Here is a 14,616-nt window from a genome sequence, read left to right on the forward strand (position 1 = left end):
GTCCGCCGCAAGGAGCGCTCCGCTCCGACCTCGGCAACCTACACTTCAGGAACGGCTCACGAGGCCGCTCTTGGGAGAAGTCATGACTCACCCCCCTGTCTCACCGCGTCCCGACGCCATCCACTGGCAAAGTCCGCTGTGGCTGCTGGCCGCGCTGCTCGCCTCGCTCGCAACCCTGGGCCCGTTCGCGATCGACGCCTACCTGCCCGCCTTCGAAGGCATTACGCGGGATCTGGCGACCGGCCCCGTGCAGATGCAGCAAACGCTTTCGGGCTATCTGCTGGGCTTCTCGGTCATGATGCTGTTCCACGGCGCGCTGTCCGACAGCTTCGGCCGCCGCCGCATCGTGTTCGGCGGACTCTTCACGTTCGCGCTCGCCAGCGTCGTCTGCGCAACATCGACCCACATCGGTACGCTGATCGTGGGCCGGGTCATTCAGGGCATGAGCTGCGGCGCCGGCATGGTAGTCGGCCGCGCGATCGTCCGCGACCTCTTCTCGGCTTCGGACGCCCAGCGCCTGATGAGCCAGATCACGCTGTTCTTCGGAGTCGCTCCGGCCGTGGCCCCGATCGTGGGCGGCTGGGTGTTCACGCTGATCGGCTGGCGGGCCATCTTCTGGCTGCTCGCGCTGATCCCCACCCTGCTGCTTCTGCTGTGCTGCAAGACCCTGCCCGAAACACTGCCGGTCGAGCAACGCCAGCCCTTCGCACCCGGCCCCCTCGCCCGCGGCTATCTGGACATCCTCAGCGCGCCGCGTTTCTTTCTGCTGACCATCGCCAGCGGCATCCCGTTCAACGCAACCTTCATCTTCGTGCTGACCGCACCGACCTTCCTGGGTCACCACCTGGGCTTTTCGCCGACCCAGTTTTTCTGGCTCTTCCTCGCGACGATCTCGGGCATCATGGGCGGCGCCTGGACCAGCGGCCGCTTCGCAGGGAAGATCGCGCGCGAACGCCAGATCGGCATCGGCTTTGCGATCCTGCTCGCCGCGGCAGCGCTGAACGCGCTGTGGCACTTCTTCATCAAACCGACGCCGCTCTCCGCGATCCTCCCGATCGCCGCGATGTCCTATGGCTGGTCGCTGCTGACGCCCTGCGTCACACTGATGGTGATGGATCTTTTCCCGGCGCGGCTGGGCATGGCCTCCTCGCTCCAGGGCTTCGTCGCCAGCCTGAGCAATGCCGTCGTCGCCGGGCTCATCGCTCCGGCCGTGATGGGAAGCGTCGAAAGCTTAGCTGCGACTTCGCTGCTCTTCGGCCTGATCGGCTGGATCTGCTGGATACTGTACGGCCGTCTGACCCGCCGCCTCTAGCCGGCAGGATGTTCGGGCGCGACGAGGGGAAGCAGGAGGCGGAACTCGGCGCCGTCCCCCTCCAAGCTCTTCACGTCGATAGCTCCGCCCAGCACACCGACGACGATCGTATAGACGATGTGCAGACCGAGACCGCTCCCCCCCTGTCCCAGCCGGGTCGTGAAGAAGGGGTCGAAGATCCGCGGCAGCAGATCTGCGGCGATGCCCCGGCCATTGTCGGCGAAAATGATCAGAACACTGTCGCCTCGCCGCTCGGCATCAAGCGTGATCTCGCCTCCGGCCTTCCCCTCGAAGCCGTGGATGATCGAGTTGGCGATCAGATTGCCGATTACCTGACCGAGCGGACCGGGGAAACTGTCGAGTTCAATCCCCGGCGCAATCCGGCTGACGAGGTGACAGCCCGCCTTGCGAAGGGTCGGCGCCTGAGCGATCTCCATCTCGCGGATCACTTCGCTGAGATCGAAGCGACGGCGCCGCGAACTCTCCTGATCGACCGCCATGTCCTTGAAGTTGGAGATCAACTCGGACGCCCGGAACAAATTGCGCAGCAGCGAATCGCAACCCGCCTCCAGATTGGCGAGAAACTCGCTGAGCACACTCTTGCGCAGTCCGACCGTCAGCTCGGCGACGAACTTCTCCCGGTGATTCTGTATCGTCGACGCGACCATCAGGCCATTGCCGATCGGCGTATTCAATTCGTGGGCGATGCCGGCCACCAGCGAGCCGAGCGAGGCAAGCTTCTCGCTCTGCACCAGCTGTTTCTGGGCGCTCTGCAGGTGGCCTAACAGCATCTCAAGCTCCTTGTTCGCCCGGGCCAGATCGCGGGTGCGATGCGCGACCTTCTCTTCGAGCACGCGGTTGGCCTCGGCCACCGTGGCCTCAGCCCTGCGCCTCTCGGTGATGTCATGCACGCAGGCCATGATCTGGGTCATGCCGCGCAGCTTCGCCCGTTTCAGGCTCACCTCGACCCAGAATTCGGAACCGTCCTTGCGCAGACAGAGCCACTCGGCGCGCGCGCAGCCCTCGGCGAGCACTCTGTCCATCAGGCTGGCGAGCGAGCCATGCTGAAACTCTGGCCGCAGAGAGGAGATCTGCGGCACGCTCAGCACCAGGATCTCCTCGCGCGAATAGCCGAAGAGATCAGAGAAGGCCTCGTTGACCTCGTTGATCCGGAACGAATACGGATCGTGGACGAGGATCGCCTCACTGGACTTGTCGAACAGTTCGCGCGCATAGGCTTCGCTCTCCTCGGCGCGAAGCCGCATCTCGTCGAGTTCGACGGCCTTGCGTTCGAGCGACGCCTTGGCCGCCTTCAGTGCTTCGAGCTGCTGCTGCAGCTGAGGGTAATAACTCTTGCGCAGCGAACGCTCACCGAGGCCGATGATCTGCTCGCGCAACGCATTGAGTTCGTCAGCGGGTTTCGAGGGCTCGCTCATAGGTCTGTTCGATGTCAGCAAGCGTGGGTTGAACAGGATTGGTCACCAGGCAGGGGTCGGCAAAGGCATTGCGCGCGAGCTGCGGGATATCGGCCTCCTTGACCCCCAGCTCAGCCAGGCCATGGCCCAGATCGACCTGCAGGCGCAGAGCGTGGAGCGCCTCGACGAACAGCTTCTTCTGCCCGGCCACCGGCTTGCCCGCGACATCGACTCCGAAAGCCTGGGCCAGCGCCGCGTAGCGCTCGGCCGCGCCGTCGAAGTTGAAAGCAACGACGTGTTCGAGCAGCAGCGCGTTGCAGACTCCGTGCGGCAGGTCGAGAAAGCCTCCCAGGCTGTGCGCCATCGCATGAACCATGCCCAGACTCGCATTCGAGAAGGCCAGCCCGGCCAGCATGCTGCCCAGCGTCATCGAATCGCGATAGGCAAGCGCGTCCGGATACCGGATCGCCGCCACCAGATTGGCCGAGATCCGCCTGACCGCTTCGAGCGCATGCAGATCGGTCACCGGCGAGCTGGCCGTCGAGACATAGGCCTCGATCGCATGGACCAGAGCGTCGATTCCGGTCGCCGCGGTCAGCGAAGCGGGCATCGTCGTCGTTGTGCGCGGATCGATCAGCGCCGCATCCGGAACCATCGCCTTGCTGATCACCGCGATCTTCACGTTGCGCGCGGTGTCGTTGATGATCGCGAACTGGGACACGTCGGCCGAACTGCCCGCCGTGGTCGGAATGCAGATCAGGGGCGGGCCGGGGATGCGCACCTTGTCGATTCCCTCGAAGGAGAGGATGTGCTCGCCGCTCGAAGCGACGATACCGATTCCTTTCGCGCAGTCCATCGGGCTGCCGCCGCCGACCGCGACGATAACGTCCGCCCCTTCCTTGTCGAAAACCTCGGCCCCCCTCATCACCTGAGCTTCGCGCGGATTCGGACTGACCTCGGCGAAGATAGCGCTCGCGACGCCGGAGCGCCCCAGCGCGGCAACGACCAAGCCAGTCCAGCCAGCCGCGATAACTCCGGGGTCGGTAACGACCAGCGCCCTCTGCGCCGCAAAGTTGTTCGCGTAGCGCCCCACCAGATCGAGCGCGCCGGAGCCGAGAACGAATTCGGGTGCGACATTCTTGCGTATCTCCACGATCTTCTCCCGAACGAGGAAGGCACATGAATCAGATTAGTTCCGGCCATCCCGGCGCGCCCGGATTCGCTGAGCAATGAGGCCAGAATCCCGACTCAGGCGCAGAATGGAGCCTCCCCGTCCCGTCCTGCCGCCAATGAATCCCGCCGCCCGCCGTTTTCGCCGCAATCTGCGCCAGGAAATCGATGGTGCCGCGCTCTACCGCGCTCTGGCCGAAGTCGAATCCTGCCCCGAACTCGCTGAAGTCTATCTGCGCCTGGCCGCCGTCGAGCAGGCCCACGCCGAGTTCTGGCTCGCCCACCTCAGGGAGGAAGACGGGCAGGCCCGCGCGCCGGCGATCGGCTGGAGAACCCGGATCCTGATCGCGCTCGCCCGTCGGCTGGGACCGCGCATCGTGCTGCCAACCCTGGCCCGCGACGAGACGAGGAACCGCGGAATCTACGACCAGCAGCCCGAAGCGCGGGGCAGCGGCATGGACGATCAGGAAAGATCGCACGCGCGCCTGCTGGCCATGCTTGCCAGCCCGTCCGCACAGAGCTGGAACGGTGGCCGCTACGCGCAGCTCGAAGGGCGGCACCGGGTTGGCGGCGGCAACGTGTTGCGCGCCGCGGTGCTCGGCGCCAACGACGGCCTCGTTTCGACTTTCTGCCTGATCGCCGGAGTGGCCGGCGCCGATGCCGCGCCGCAGACCCTGCTGACGACCGCGGTCGCCGGCGCACTGGCCGGCGCCTGCTCGATGGCGATGGGCGAATGGGTCTCGATGCAGAGCGCTCGCGAGTTGCTCGAACGCGAGGTCGCGACCGAAGCCGACGAGCTGGCCGCCCGCCCCGAAGAGGAAATGGAGGAACTGACCTTGATCTACCGCGCCAAGGGGATTCCCGAGGACCAGGCCCATTCGATCGCGCGTCAGGTCATGGCCAACCAGGAAAGCGCGCTCGACACGCTGGTCAAGGAAGAGCTGGGCATCAACCCCGACGAGCTGGGCGGATCCCCCTATGCCGCGGCCGCATCGTCCTTCGCCGTCTTTCTGCTCGGCGCGCTGGTACCGGTTCTGCCGCTGCTGCTGGTCGGCGCGGGTGAGGCCCTGATCGCCAGCCTCGCCGCGTCGCTGCTGGGCCTTTTCGCACTCGGCGCCGCAATCACGGTCTTTACCGGCAGGAATGCCCTCGTCTCCGGGCTTCGTCAGGCGATCATCGGAATCGCCGCCGCCGCGGTCACTTTCGGCATCGGCCACCTGTTCGGGATCGCAATCGCGGGCTGAGGCCGACTCGTCAAACGGGAGGGTGCGCCGCGGCGATCTTCTGCGCGAACGCTTCAACCGCCTTCCAGTCGGTGTATTCGATGACGGTCTCCGGATCGGTCGGCCCGCCGGTGATCGCCATGATCAGGCGGATCATCTGCCTGTCAAAGAAGCGATAGCGCGGATAGTCGAGGCGGCCCGCGAACACGGCCGCAATCTTCGGCTTCCAGGCGATCCGGGACAGGAACTTGCGCAGATAGGGATTCGTATGCGGCTCGCTCTTCTCGGGTTTGCGCGCAACGAGGCCCACCGAGAACAACGCGCTGGTCTTCGCTTCGAGCAGGGCGAGATGGCTCGCGATGAATTTTTCGACTGCCGGCCGGTGGTGACCATAGCGGATGCTCGCACCGATCACGAGCGCGTCCGCGTCGGCGAGCGCCGCATCGTCATAGGCGTCGATCGCGGCGAGCGTCGCCGCCCAGCCATTCGTTTCGAGCGAGGACGCGATCCGGTGGCAGATCTCGACGGTATGGCCGTCCACGCTCGAGTGCAGGATCAGGACTTTGGGCATAGCGAAGGGATGGATGGGGGGGAACCATCGTGGCACAGCGCGCCGCCGCGCTCAAGTCGAAACGAAAGGCTTGCCTGGCATAGAATGCAGCTCGCCCCCGAAAACTTCCGACTCCCATGTCCTCCTCCGCCCCCCACCGCCCGGCCGCCGTCGGCTTCATCCTGATCACCGTTTTCCTCGACGTGCTCGGAATCGGCCTGGTCGTTCCGGTCCTGCCCCAGCTGATCGGCCACTTCACAAGCAGCTTCCAGAGCCAATCGCTGTGGTTCGGCCTGCTCTCGGCCATCTACGGGACGATGCAGTTCTTCTTCGCGCCGCTGCTCGGCGCACTGTCCGACCGCTTCGGCCGCCGCCCGGTGCTGCTGCTGTCGGTCTTCGGCCTCGCAGTCAATTTCCTGATCATGGCCACCGCGCAGTCGCTGGGCTTGCTTCTGGCCGGCCGTGTGTTGGGCGGGATGACCGCATCGAGCTTCTCGGTCGCCGGCGCCTATATCGCCGACGTGACGGCGCCCGAGGACAGGAGCCGAAAAATGGGTCTGATCGGCGCGATGTTCGGCCTGGGTTTTATCGTCGGTCCGATGCTGGGCGGACTGCTCGGCGGCATAGACCTGCGCCTGCCCTTCTTCGTCGCCGCGGCGCTGGCGCTGATCAACGGCCTCTACGGCCTCTTCATCCTGCCCGAATCGCTGCCGCGCGAGCGCCGCACCCGGGTTCCGCTGCACAAGGCCAACCCCTTCTCGGCGCTGCTCGCTCTGGGACGGCTCAAGGGCATCGGCCTGCTGGTCTGGGTCTATGCGCTGATGGCGCTCGCGCAGTTCATGAACCAGACGACCTGGGTGCTGTTCACGAACCTGCGCTTCGGTTGGGGTCCCCAGCAGAGCGGGGCTTCGCTGGCCGTCGTCGGCCTCGTCGCGGTGGTCGTCCAGGGCGGCCTGCTCGGCCGACTGCTCAAACGCTATGGAGAAGGACGCCTCGTGACCATGGGACTGGCCAGCACGGTTGTGGTCACGACGGCCTTTGGCCTGGTCACGCGGGGCAGCTTGATGTACGTGCTGATCGCCGCGAATTTCCTCGCCTATGCGATAGGCCCGAGCATCCAGGGGCTGGTTTCAAAGGCTTCCGACCCCTCGGCTCAGGGCCAGGCGATGGGCTCGCTCAATGCGATCAACAGCGTGATGATCGTGATCGGCCCGTTGATCGGCGCGCCGCTGCTGGCGATGGTCAGTCACCTGCCTCGTCAGCACTGGGCCGTCGGCACACCGATGTTCGCGATGGCGGGGATCGAAGCCCTGGCGCTGCTGCTGGCCTGGATGCACTTGCGCCGCCGCCCGCTCGCTTAGGCGCTCAGCGGCAGGACGACCGTCGCTTCCAACCCGCCTTCGGGATGGTTCCTGAGGGCGAGGCTGCCATGCTGGGCCGCAAGCAGGTTCGCGGCGATCGCCAGACCCAGCCCGCTGCCTCCGGTCTCACGCGAACGCGAAGCTTCGAGCCGGAAATAAGGCTTCAGCACATCGGCAAGGTGCTCTTCGGGAATGCCCGGTCCGTGGTCGCGGATGCTGACCCTGAGCTGGGCCGCCCGGCTGGCAAGCCGGATCTCGGCGCTGCCGCCGTACTTGACCGCGTTGTCGATCAGGTTCATGAACACACGGCGCAGAGCCTGGGGCCGGGCTTCGACGACCAGGCTTGCCGATTCGATGAAACGCACGTTCTCGCCGGCTTCGCGGGCATCCTCGGCCAGGGTTTCGAGCTGCGCCGCGATGTCGATGCGCCGGGTTTCCTCGCTGGCATCGAGGCTGCGCGCCAGCTCCAGCCCCTCTTCGATCAGCCGGCGCATCGCTTCGACGTCTTCGCCGAACTTGTGCCGGAGGTGGGGGTCGGGGATCTGTTCCAGCCTCAGCTTCTGCCGGGTCAGCGGGGTCTTCAGATCGTGGGTAATCGCAGCGAGCATCTGGGTCCGCTCGTCGATGTGGCGGCGGATTCTCGCCTGCATCGCATTGAAAGCCTGGGCGGCATGGCGCACCTCGCTCGGGCCATTCTCGTCGAGCGGGTCGCGGTTCAGATCCCGCCCCAGCCCTTCGGCGTGGGCGGCGAGCTCGCGCAGAGGCCGGGTCGCGATCCTCATCGAGATCCAGACCACGAGGACCAGCGCGCCGATTCCGATCACCCAGGGAATCAGCCACTCGCCGGTATCGACGACGAAATAGCGGGTCGTGTATTCGATCCGGACCGGCTGACCGTCGGTCAGGCTCAGCTCGGCGACAAAAAGCTTGGCGAGCTTGTCGCAGTCGGCGCTGTCCTTTTTCGAGCAGGGCCGGGGATCCAGCGCATCGAAGCGGATCTGCCCGGGATAACGGCGGATCTCGTGCCGGAAGAGCTCGGCGACCGCGGGCTCCAGAGTCGTCAGGGGGCCGACCTGGGTCGGCCATGAAACCCTGAGCCGGTCGAACTGCATGCCCCGGGCCGCGGCGGCGCGTTGGGCGCGCGGCAGCGAGTCGAGCACGCGGACGGCGCCACCGATGCGCTCGATCGCGGAATTGCGCCCCAGCTTCTCGATCTCGCCCGTATAGAGCGACTCGACGACCCAGCGGGCCAGGAAAGTCGAGGCGATGATGCCACCCGCCATGATCAGGAAGATCCTGACCGCCAGAGAATGGGGAATGACGCGGATCTTCACCCTGCATGCTCCGTCTGGACGGGCGCCGCGAACACATAGCCTTCGCTGCGCACGGTCTTGATCAGTTGCGGCGAGCGCGCGTCCTCGCCAAGCCGCGTGCGCAAGCGGCTGACCTGAAGGTCGATCGAACGGTCGAAGGGGTCGGCATCGCGCCCCTTGGTCATGTCCATCAGCTGGTCGCGGTTGAGCACCCGACCGGGGTGAGTCAGGAAGGCCTGAAGCAGCCGGAATTCGGCTCCGGACAGCGCGATCAGCACGCCGTCGGGCGAAGTCAGCTGCCGGGTTTCGACGGCCAGGTGCCAACCCGAAAACGCGAAACCGCGCGCCGGCGGCAGGCTCAGATTGGTCGGCAGGGCCTGGGCGCGCCGCAAGACGCTGCGGATACGGGCGAGCAGCTCGCGCGGCTCGAAAGGCTTGGGCAGATAGTCGTCCGCCCCCATCTCCAGCCCCAGGATGCGGTCGACCGCCTCACCGCGCGCGGTCAGCATCACGACCGGGGTGCGGTTTCCCGAAGCGCGCAGCCCGCGGCACAGGCTCAGGCCGTCCTCGCCGGGCATCATCAGGTCGAGCACGACCAGATCTATCCTGGAGGCGGCCAGCACTTCGCGCATCTGCCGGCCCTCGCCGGCGAGGCTGACCCGATAGCCGTTGCCGCCGAGGTACTCGGCGAGCAGGGCGCGGATTTCCCTGTCGTCGTCGACGATCAGGACGTGGGGAGTCTGTTCCATGCTGGCTTTATACCTCGACGCCGCTCCCCGGCAAACGGGGGCGGTATCCCGCTGTATCGACCGCGCCGCGCGATACAGAACGTTACAGCGACTCAGCCGCCCCGGATCGCCGCCTCGTAGGCGGGCAGCACGTCGCGCTCGCGGCTCACGCTCATCGCGAGATCGCGGACCAGTCCGTCCTTGAGTCCATAACACCAGCCGTGGATCGTCAGATCCTGCCCCCGCATCCAGGCATCCTTGACGACCGTCGTTTCGGCGACGTTGATGACCTGCTCGATCGCATTGAGTTCGCAGAGCCGGTCGCAGCGCAGCGTTTCATCCTCGATCGCATCGATCTGGCTGCGGTGCCTGCCCTTGATGTCCTGGACGTGACGCAGCCAGTTGTCGATCAGACCCAGGCGCAGATCGTTGAGCGCCGCGGTCACACCGCCGCAGCCGTAATGGCCGACGATCAGGATGTGTTTGACGCGCAACACTTCGACCGCGTACTGGATCACCGACAGGCAGTTCAGGTCGGTATGGACGACCACGTTGGCGATATTGCGGTGAACGAAGACTTCGCCCGGCGCAAGATCGATAATCTGGTTGGCCGGTACCCGGCTGTCCGAGCAGCCTATCCACAAGTACTCCGGCGACTGCTGGGCGGCCAGGCGCGAGAAATACTCGGCATCCTCGGCAACGACTCCGGCTGCCCACTGCTGATTGCGTTCGAGCAGATTGTCCAGCTTGTTCATCAGGAACCTCCAGCCCGGATTCTACCGGGCGACCCGGCTTTTGACCGTTACAATGGACGAAGTTCCAGTAAGGACGACGACGATGCTGATCACTTTCAAGACCCGCGCAGCGGGAGATGTCATCATGTTCGGCAAGGTTGCCGGCCAGTTGCTGACGGTTCTCGGCAAGGACAGCGATGACCAGCAAGGCATCATCACTGTTGCGCAATTGCCGGACGCGATCGCGCGGCTGGAACAGATGATCGCCGAGGACAAGAACAAGAGCGCGGATCAGTCTGACGAGCGCAGCGAGCACGGCATCATGGAGCCGGTCGCGCTCTGGCAGCGTGCCGCCCCGCTGCTCGATCAGTTCCGCCATGCGCTGCGCGAGGAGCAGGTGGTGATCTGGGAGTAAGCTCGCAGCCGCCACGCGGGTTAGAATGCACCGCTAACGCAGCGGACGGCTCCCGCCGTCTCCAGGAGCAGACATGATAGGCATTCTGATCATCACCCACGGGACTCTGGGCGAAGCCCTGATACAATGCGCATGTCATGTCCTGAACCGTCGCCCCGCCCAACTGACCCAGCTGGGCGTATCGGCCGCCGACGACCCGCTCGACCTGCTCCCTACAGCCAAAGCGATGCTCAACTCGGTCGACTCGGGGGACGGCGTGCTGGTGCTGACCGACCTCTATGGCGCGACGCCGGCCAATATCGCTGGCAAGCTGGCGAAGCCGGGTCAGATCGAATGCATTGCCGGCATCAACATGCCGATGCTGTTGCGGGTTCTGAACTACCGCGACAAGAACACTATCCAGACCGTCGTCACCAAAGCCATCTCGGGAGGATGCGACGGAGTCATGCAGATGAAAGTTGATCGCGATGCCAAAAGCTGAAGCCGAAATCATCAACAAGCTGGGGCTGCACGCGCGCGCTTCGGCGAAATTCACCCAGACGGCCAGCCGCTTCGAGAGCGAAGTGTGGGTCGCGCGCGGCGAGCGGCGCGTCAACGCGAAGAGCATCATGGGCGTGATGATGCTGGCGGCCGCGAAGGGCAGCTCGATCACGATAGACACCGACGGTTCCGACGCCGACGAGGCCCTCGCCGCGCTGCTCGAACTCGTCGCCGACCGCTTCGGCGAAAGCGAATAGCGCAATGTCCTTCACGCTGCACGGTCTGCCGGTTTCCCAGGGCATCGCCATCGGCCATGCCCAGCTGATCTCGCACGCGCTGCTGGAAGTCCACCACTACACCGTCGCGCCGCGCGCGGTGCTCAAGGAACTCGAACGCCTCGACGAAGCGGTCGCGACGGTCAGCGCCGAACTCGCGCAGCTGCGCAAGACCCCGACCGGCGCGCACTCGGAAGTCGCGGTCTTCGTCGAACTGCAGCAGATGTTCCTGCAGGACGCGCTGCTGATCGACGCCGCCCGCACCCATATCCGCGAGCGGCGCTGCAACGCCGAATGGGCACTCGTGCAGCAGATGGAAGTGCTGGTCGACCAGTTCGATGCAATCGAGGACACCTATCTGCGCGAACGCAAGGCCGACGTCGTGCAATTGGTCGAACGCTTGGTCAAGGCACTGCTGGGTCATCCCGGCTACAGCCCAGGCAAACGGCGCGACGGCCTCGGCACGATCGTCGTCGCGCACGACCTGTCGCCCTCCGACACGATACAGTTCAAGCACGCGCAGATCTCGGGCTTCGTGACCGACATTGGCGGGGCGACTTCGCACACCGCGATCGTCGCGCGCAGCCTCGCGATTCCGGCCGTCGTCGGCCTCCACCATGTCCGCAACATGGTCAGCGACGACGACATCCTGATCCTCGACGGCACCCGCGGCGTCGTCATCGTCGATCCCGACGAGCGGGTGCTCGAAGAGTACCGGCTACGCAAGTCGGTGCTCGAGCTCGAGCGCACCAAGCTGCGCCGCCTCAAGACCGCGGCCGCCTCGACGCTGGACGGAGTTCGCGTGCAGCTCAATGCGAACATCGAGCTGCCGCGCGACGCGGCGACTGCACGCGAAGTCGATGCCGACGGAGTCGGTCTGTTCCGGACCGAATTCCTGTTCATGGGGCGCGACGAGTTACCCGACGAAGATGAGCAGTTTGAAGCTTATCGGAGCGTACTGAAGGCATTTTCCGGAAAGTCCGTGACGATCCGGACGCTCGACATCGGCGCGGACAAGGCGCTGCGCGGCACCCTGATCCGCCGCGACGCGAACCCGGCCCTGGGTCTGCGCGCGATCCGCTTCTGCCTGTCCGAACCGAAGATGTTCCACGCCCAGCTGCGCGCGCTGCTCCGCGCCTCGCACTACGGGCAGCTCAGAATCCTCGTGCCGATGCTGGCCACCGCCGGCGAGATCGAGCAGATGCTCGCCGCGCTCGAACGCGCCAAGGCCGAGCTGCGCGCCGAGAAGATCCGCTTCGACGAGAACATCCCGGTCGGCGGCATGGTCGAAGTCCCCGCCGCCGCGCTGCAGGCCAGCCTGTTCGCGCGCCGGCTGCAATTCCTGTCCATCGGCACGAACGACCTGATCCAGTACACGCTGGCGATCGATCGCTCCGACGAAGCCGTCTCCCACCTCTACGACCCCTGGCACCCCGCCGTGCTGCAGCTCGTCTATCGGGTCATCCAGACCGGAATCCGCACCGGAACCCCGGTTGCGGTCTGCGGCGAGATGGCCGGGGATATCACGAATACCCGCCTGCTGCTGGGCATGGGCTTGCGCGAATTCTCGATGCACGCAGCGCAGATCCTCGAGGTCAAGCAGGAGGTTCTGCGCGCCGACACGGTCGAGCTCTCCGCCCGGGTGGCCCGGCTGATGAAGCTCGAAGAACCCGAACGCCTGCGCGAAGCGATCCTGCGCCTCTGACACAGCTTTTCACATTCGCAATTCCCGTCAAATTCGATATTTTCAAGGACGTATGCTGCGCGGGCCTTTATGATAAAGGCAGCTGATCGCTCCATACCGGGCACATGAAAATGTCCGGGAAACACTGAGGTTTCCCCATGATCGCCTTCCCTTCACCGCTGCTCTTCATCCGCAATCTGAAGATCACGGCCCGCCTCGTCACGCTGTCCTCTTTTCTGCTGTTGCTGGTGATCGGCGTCGTGCTGTTGGGCCACATCGGCCTGAGCACCCAGACAGCCCAGATGGACTCGGTCTATCGCGATCACACCGTCCCACTCTCCGAACTGGGCCTGGGCCTCGACGGCCTGCACCGCAGCCGGATGCGGATCGTGCTGGCGATGGAAACCCAGTACATGAACACCGCCGAAGAGCACTTCGCCGAGATGGGAAAACTGCAGACCGAGGCCTTGAAGAACCTGAAGCAGGCCTTCACGCAGATGCATGACGCGGAATCGCAAAAGCAGATCAAGGCCTTCGACGACAACTGGAAAACCTCGCTGCAGAGCCAGGCCAAAGTTCTGAAACTGTTCCGCGAAGGCAACCGGCTCGAAGCACTTCCCGAATTCCGCTCAAACCAGATCCCGGCCCTCGACGCCGCTTTCGACGCGCTGTCGGTGCTTGAGAAGAATCAGGTCAAGGCCAGCGAACAGGCCTTCCGCAAGGCCGAGACTTCTGCGACGCGGCTCAAGGCCACGTCCTTGCTGCTCGCCGCGATCGGCCTCGTCGCCGCGATCGCGCTGTCTTACTCGATCATCCGTTCGGTGACCGGTCCGCTGAACCAGTCCCTGCAGATCGCCGAGAGGATCGCCGCGGGAGACCTGTCCTGCGAAGTGCACAGCAAGCGGGACGACGAGACCGGCAAGCTGCTGACGGCGCTGGGCCGGATGCAGGCCCAGCTGAAGGGGATGATCGGCGCAATCGACCATTCGAGCGGCGAGATCGTCAGCGCAACCGAATCCTTGCACGACGCCTACGGGGCAATCGAAGCGAGCGCAGCCAGCCAGACCGAAGCGGCGGCCGGAATCGCCGCGGCGATCCAGCAGATGACAGCAGGCCTCGACTTCGTGTCCGAGCGCGCCGATCGCGTCAACGGCGAAGCCGAGAAGGCCTTCCATCTGTCCGAAGAAGGCGCGCGGCTGGCCGAGGACGCCAGCACCGAGATCAGCCGGGTCGCGGCCTCGGTCGCGACAGCCGCCCAGAACATCGGTCGCCTGGAGAGCCACTCGGCGAAGATCAAGGGCATCGCCAGCGTGATCAAGGAGATCGCCGACCAGACCAACCTGCTCGCGCTCAATGCCGCGATCGAGGCGGCTCGGGCGGGGGATCAGGGACGCGGCTTCGCGGTCGTCGCCGACGAGGTCAGGAAACTGGCCGAGAAGACCGGCGGCGCAACCAACGAGATCATGACCGCGCTGAGCGCGATCCACGGCGAAACCGAGGAAGTCGGGCGCTTCATCCGCGCCTCCTCGGGCCAGGTCGAAACGAGCGTCACGGTGATCGGCAAGCTCGAACCCGCGCTCTCGTCCTTGAAGGCAGGCGCGGCGACGACGCGCAACGAAGTCGCCGAACTGGTCAGCTCCTACGCGGAGCAGAGCACGACCAGCCACGCGATCGCGCAGCACATCGAGCAGATCGCGCAGATGGCCGAATCGAGCAGCGCCGCGATCGTCGGCAGCGCAACCCATGTCGGAGAGCTCGAAACGCTCGCGAGCAAGCTGCGCCAGGCTGTCGCCCGCTTCCGGCTCTGACGCGAGAACCGGCCAGCCCATCCACCGTTTGACCTTGGCCGCCTCCGCGGGTATGTTTGAGCCCATAGCGCCGATTTGACTCAGCTTGCGGGCGCTCAACAAATCCGGCTAAACGAGGGCAACCCGTCCGTTTGCTCTTCGCAGCCGG

14 protein-coding genes are annotated in these 14,616 nt (G+C 65.3%); 8 read left to right on the forward strand and 6 right to left on the reverse strand.

What is annotated here, in order from left to right; translation table 11 throughout:
• Window positions 1–82: 82 nt before the first annotated feature.
• Window positions 83–1,312, forward strand: coding sequence for a multidrug effflux MFS transporter (locus ACHFB9_RS16690; protein ID WP_417068646.1), 1,230 nt, complete (start codon window positions 83–85; stop codon window positions 1,310–1,312).
• Here the strand turns inward: ACHFB9_RS16690 and ACHFB9_RS16695 are convergent.
• Window positions 1,309–2,748, reverse strand: coding sequence for a PAS domain-containing sensor histidine kinase (locus ACHFB9_RS16695; RefSeq protein ID WP_417068647.1), 1,440 nt, complete (start codon window positions 2,746–2,748; stop codon window positions 1,309–1,311). The genes ACHFB9_RS16690 and ACHFB9_RS16695 overlap by 4 nt on opposite strands.
• Window positions 2,723–3,880, reverse strand: coding sequence for an alcohol dehydrogenase-like regulatory protein ErcA (gene ercA / locus ACHFB9_RS16700; protein ID WP_417068648.1), 1,158 nt, complete (start codon window positions 3,878–3,880; stop codon window positions 2,723–2,725). The genes ACHFB9_RS16695 and ercA overlap by 26 nt, the downstream gene beginning before the upstream one ends.
• Window positions 3,881–4,016: 136 nt before the next feature.
• On the opposite strand from ercA, the gene ACHFB9_RS16705 reads away from it, so the two are divergent.
• Window positions 4,017–5,141: a VIT1/CCC1 transporter family protein gene (locus ACHFB9_RS16705; protein WP_417068649.1), complete on the forward strand. Its 1,125-nt coding sequence runs from the start codon at window positions 4,017–4,019 to the stop codon at window positions 5,139–5,141.
• A 10-nt stretch (window positions 5,142–5,151) separates the two neighbouring features.
• Here ACHFB9_RS16705 and hemG read toward each other — a convergent pair whose 3' ends face one another.
• The gene (gene hemG / locus ACHFB9_RS16710; RefSeq protein ID WP_417068650.1) at window positions 5,152–5,691 is read right to left on the reverse strand and encodes a menaquinone-dependent protoporphyrinogen IX dehydrogenase; all 540 of its coding nucleotides are present in this window, start codon (window positions 5,689–5,691) and stop codon (window positions 5,152–5,154) included.
• A 116-nt stretch (window positions 5,692–5,807) separates the two neighbouring features.
• On the opposite strand from hemG, the gene ACHFB9_RS16715 reads away from it, so the two are divergent.
• Window positions 5,808–7,031 (forward strand): MFS transporter, encoded by a 1,224-nt coding sequence (locus ACHFB9_RS16715; RefSeq protein WP_417068651.1) that lies wholly within the window; start codon window positions 5,808–5,810, stop codon window positions 7,029–7,031.
• Here ACHFB9_RS16715 and ACHFB9_RS16720 read toward each other — a convergent pair.
• From ACHFB9_RS16720 to can, 3 genes are all read right to left on the reverse strand, one after another.
• Window positions 7,028–8,365 carry an ATP-binding protein gene (locus tag ACHFB9_RS16720; protein ID WP_417068652.1) on the reverse strand — a complete coding sequence of 446 codons (1,338 nt, stop codon included), beginning with the start codon at window positions 8,363–8,365 and terminating at the stop codon, window positions 7,028–7,030. The two genes, ACHFB9_RS16715 and ACHFB9_RS16720, sit on opposite strands and share 4 nt — an antisense overlap.
• Entirely contained in the window at window positions 8,362–9,093 is a 732-nt protein-coding gene (locus ACHFB9_RS16725) for a response regulator (RefSeq protein WP_417068653.1), read from the reverse strand. Before ACHFB9_RS16725 ends, ACHFB9_RS16720 begins: the two co-directional genes overlap by 4 nt.
• 92 nt (window positions 9,094–9,185) lie before the next feature.
• On the reverse strand, window positions 9,186–9,830 hold the full coding sequence (gene can, locus ACHFB9_RS16730) for a carbonate dehydratase (RefSeq protein WP_417071419.1): 645 nt from the start codon (window positions 9,828–9,830) through the stop codon (window positions 9,186–9,188).
• A gap of 79 nt (window positions 9,831–9,909) precedes the next feature.
• Here can and ACHFB9_RS16735 point away from each other — a divergent pair, with 79 nt between their 5' ends.
• The 5 genes from ACHFB9_RS16735 to ACHFB9_RS16755 all read left to right on the forward strand — a co-directional run bounded on the left by ACHFB9_RS16735 (window position 9,910) and on the right by ACHFB9_RS16755 (window position 14,468).
• A complete protein-coding gene (locus ACHFB9_RS16735) occupies window positions 9,910–10,221 on the forward strand; it encodes a DUF1840 domain-containing protein (RefSeq protein ID WP_417068654.1) in 312 nt (103 codons plus the stop codon).
• A gap of 73 nt (window positions 10,222–10,294) precedes the next feature.
• Window positions 10,295–10,702, forward strand: coding sequence for a PTS sugar transporter subunit IIA (locus tag ACHFB9_RS16740; RefSeq protein ID WP_417068655.1), 408 nt, complete (start codon window positions 10,295–10,297; stop codon window positions 10,700–10,702).
• Entirely contained in the window at window positions 10,689–10,958 is a 270-nt protein-coding gene (locus ACHFB9_RS16745; protein WP_417068656.1) for an HPr family phosphocarrier protein, read from the forward strand. The genes ACHFB9_RS16740 and ACHFB9_RS16745 overlap by 14 nt, the downstream gene beginning before the upstream one ends.
• A 4-nt stretch (window positions 10,959–10,962) precedes the next feature.
• On the forward strand, window positions 10,963–12,681 hold the full coding sequence (gene ptsP / locus ACHFB9_RS16750; RefSeq protein ID WP_417068657.1) for a phosphoenolpyruvate--protein phosphotransferase: 1,719 nt from the start codon (window positions 10,963–10,965) through the stop codon (window positions 12,679–12,681).
• Between the two features lie 137 nt (window positions 12,682–12,818).
• Window positions 12,819–14,468, forward strand: a complete 1,650-nt coding sequence (locus tag ACHFB9_RS16755) for a methyl-accepting chemotaxis protein (RefSeq protein ID WP_417068658.1) — start codon at window positions 12,819–12,821, stop codon at window positions 14,466–14,468.
• Window positions 14,469–14,616 lie beyond the last annotated feature (148 nt).

Source organism: Niveibacterium terrae, from assembly GCF_048213115.1.
In the GTDB taxonomy this organism is placed as follows: domain Bacteria; phylum Pseudomonadota; class Gammaproteobacteria; order Burkholderiales; family Rhodocyclaceae; genus Niveibacterium; species Niveibacterium terrae.

What these genes read in the sequence shown, in the direction of transcription:
- ACHFB9_RS16705 (WP_417068649.1), top strand. Translation starts at nt 4,017, where the DNA reads ATGAATCCCGCCGCCCGCCGTTTTCGCCGCAATCTGCGCCAGGAAATC.
- ACHFB9_RS16755 (WP_417068658.1), top strand. Translation starts at nt 12,819, where the DNA reads ATGATCGCCTTCCCTTCACCGCTGCTCTTCATCCGCAATCTGAAGATC.
- ACHFB9_RS16745 (WP_417068656.1), top strand. Translation starts at nt 10,689, where the DNA reads ATGCCAAAAGCTGAAGCCGAAATCATCAACAAGCTGGGGCTGCACGCG.
- ACHFB9_RS16695 (WP_417068647.1), bottom strand. Translation starts at nt 2,748, where the DNA reads ATGAGCGAGCCCTCGAAACCCGCTGACGAACTCAATGCGTTGCGCGAG.
- ACHFB9_RS16740 (WP_417068655.1), top strand. Translation starts at nt 10,295, where the DNA reads ATGATAGGCATTCTGATCATCACCCACGGGACTCTGGGCGAAGCCCTG.
- ACHFB9_RS16725 (WP_417068653.1), bottom strand. Translation starts at nt 9,093, where the DNA reads ATGGAACAGACTCCCCACGTCCTGATCGTCGACGACGACAGGGAAATC.
- ACHFB9_RS16715 (WP_417068651.1), top strand. Translation starts at nt 5,808, where the DNA reads ATGTCCTCCTCCGCCCCCCACCGCCCGGCCGCCGTCGGCTTCATCCTG.
- ptsP (WP_417068657.1), top strand. Translation starts at nt 10,963, where the DNA reads ATGTCCTTCACGCTGCACGGTCTGCCGGTTTCCCAGGGCATCGCCATC.
- ACHFB9_RS16690 (WP_417068646.1), top strand. Translation starts at nt 83, where the DNA reads ATGACTCACCCCCCTGTCTCACCGCGTCCCGACGCCATCCACTGGCAA.
- hemG (WP_417068650.1), bottom strand. Translation starts at nt 5,691, where the DNA reads ATGCCCAAAGTCCTGATCCTGCACTCGAGCGTGGACGGCCATACCGTC.
- ACHFB9_RS16735 (WP_417068654.1), top strand. Translation starts at nt 9,910, where the DNA reads ATGCTGATCACTTTCAAGACCCGCGCAGCGGGAGATGTCATCATGTTC.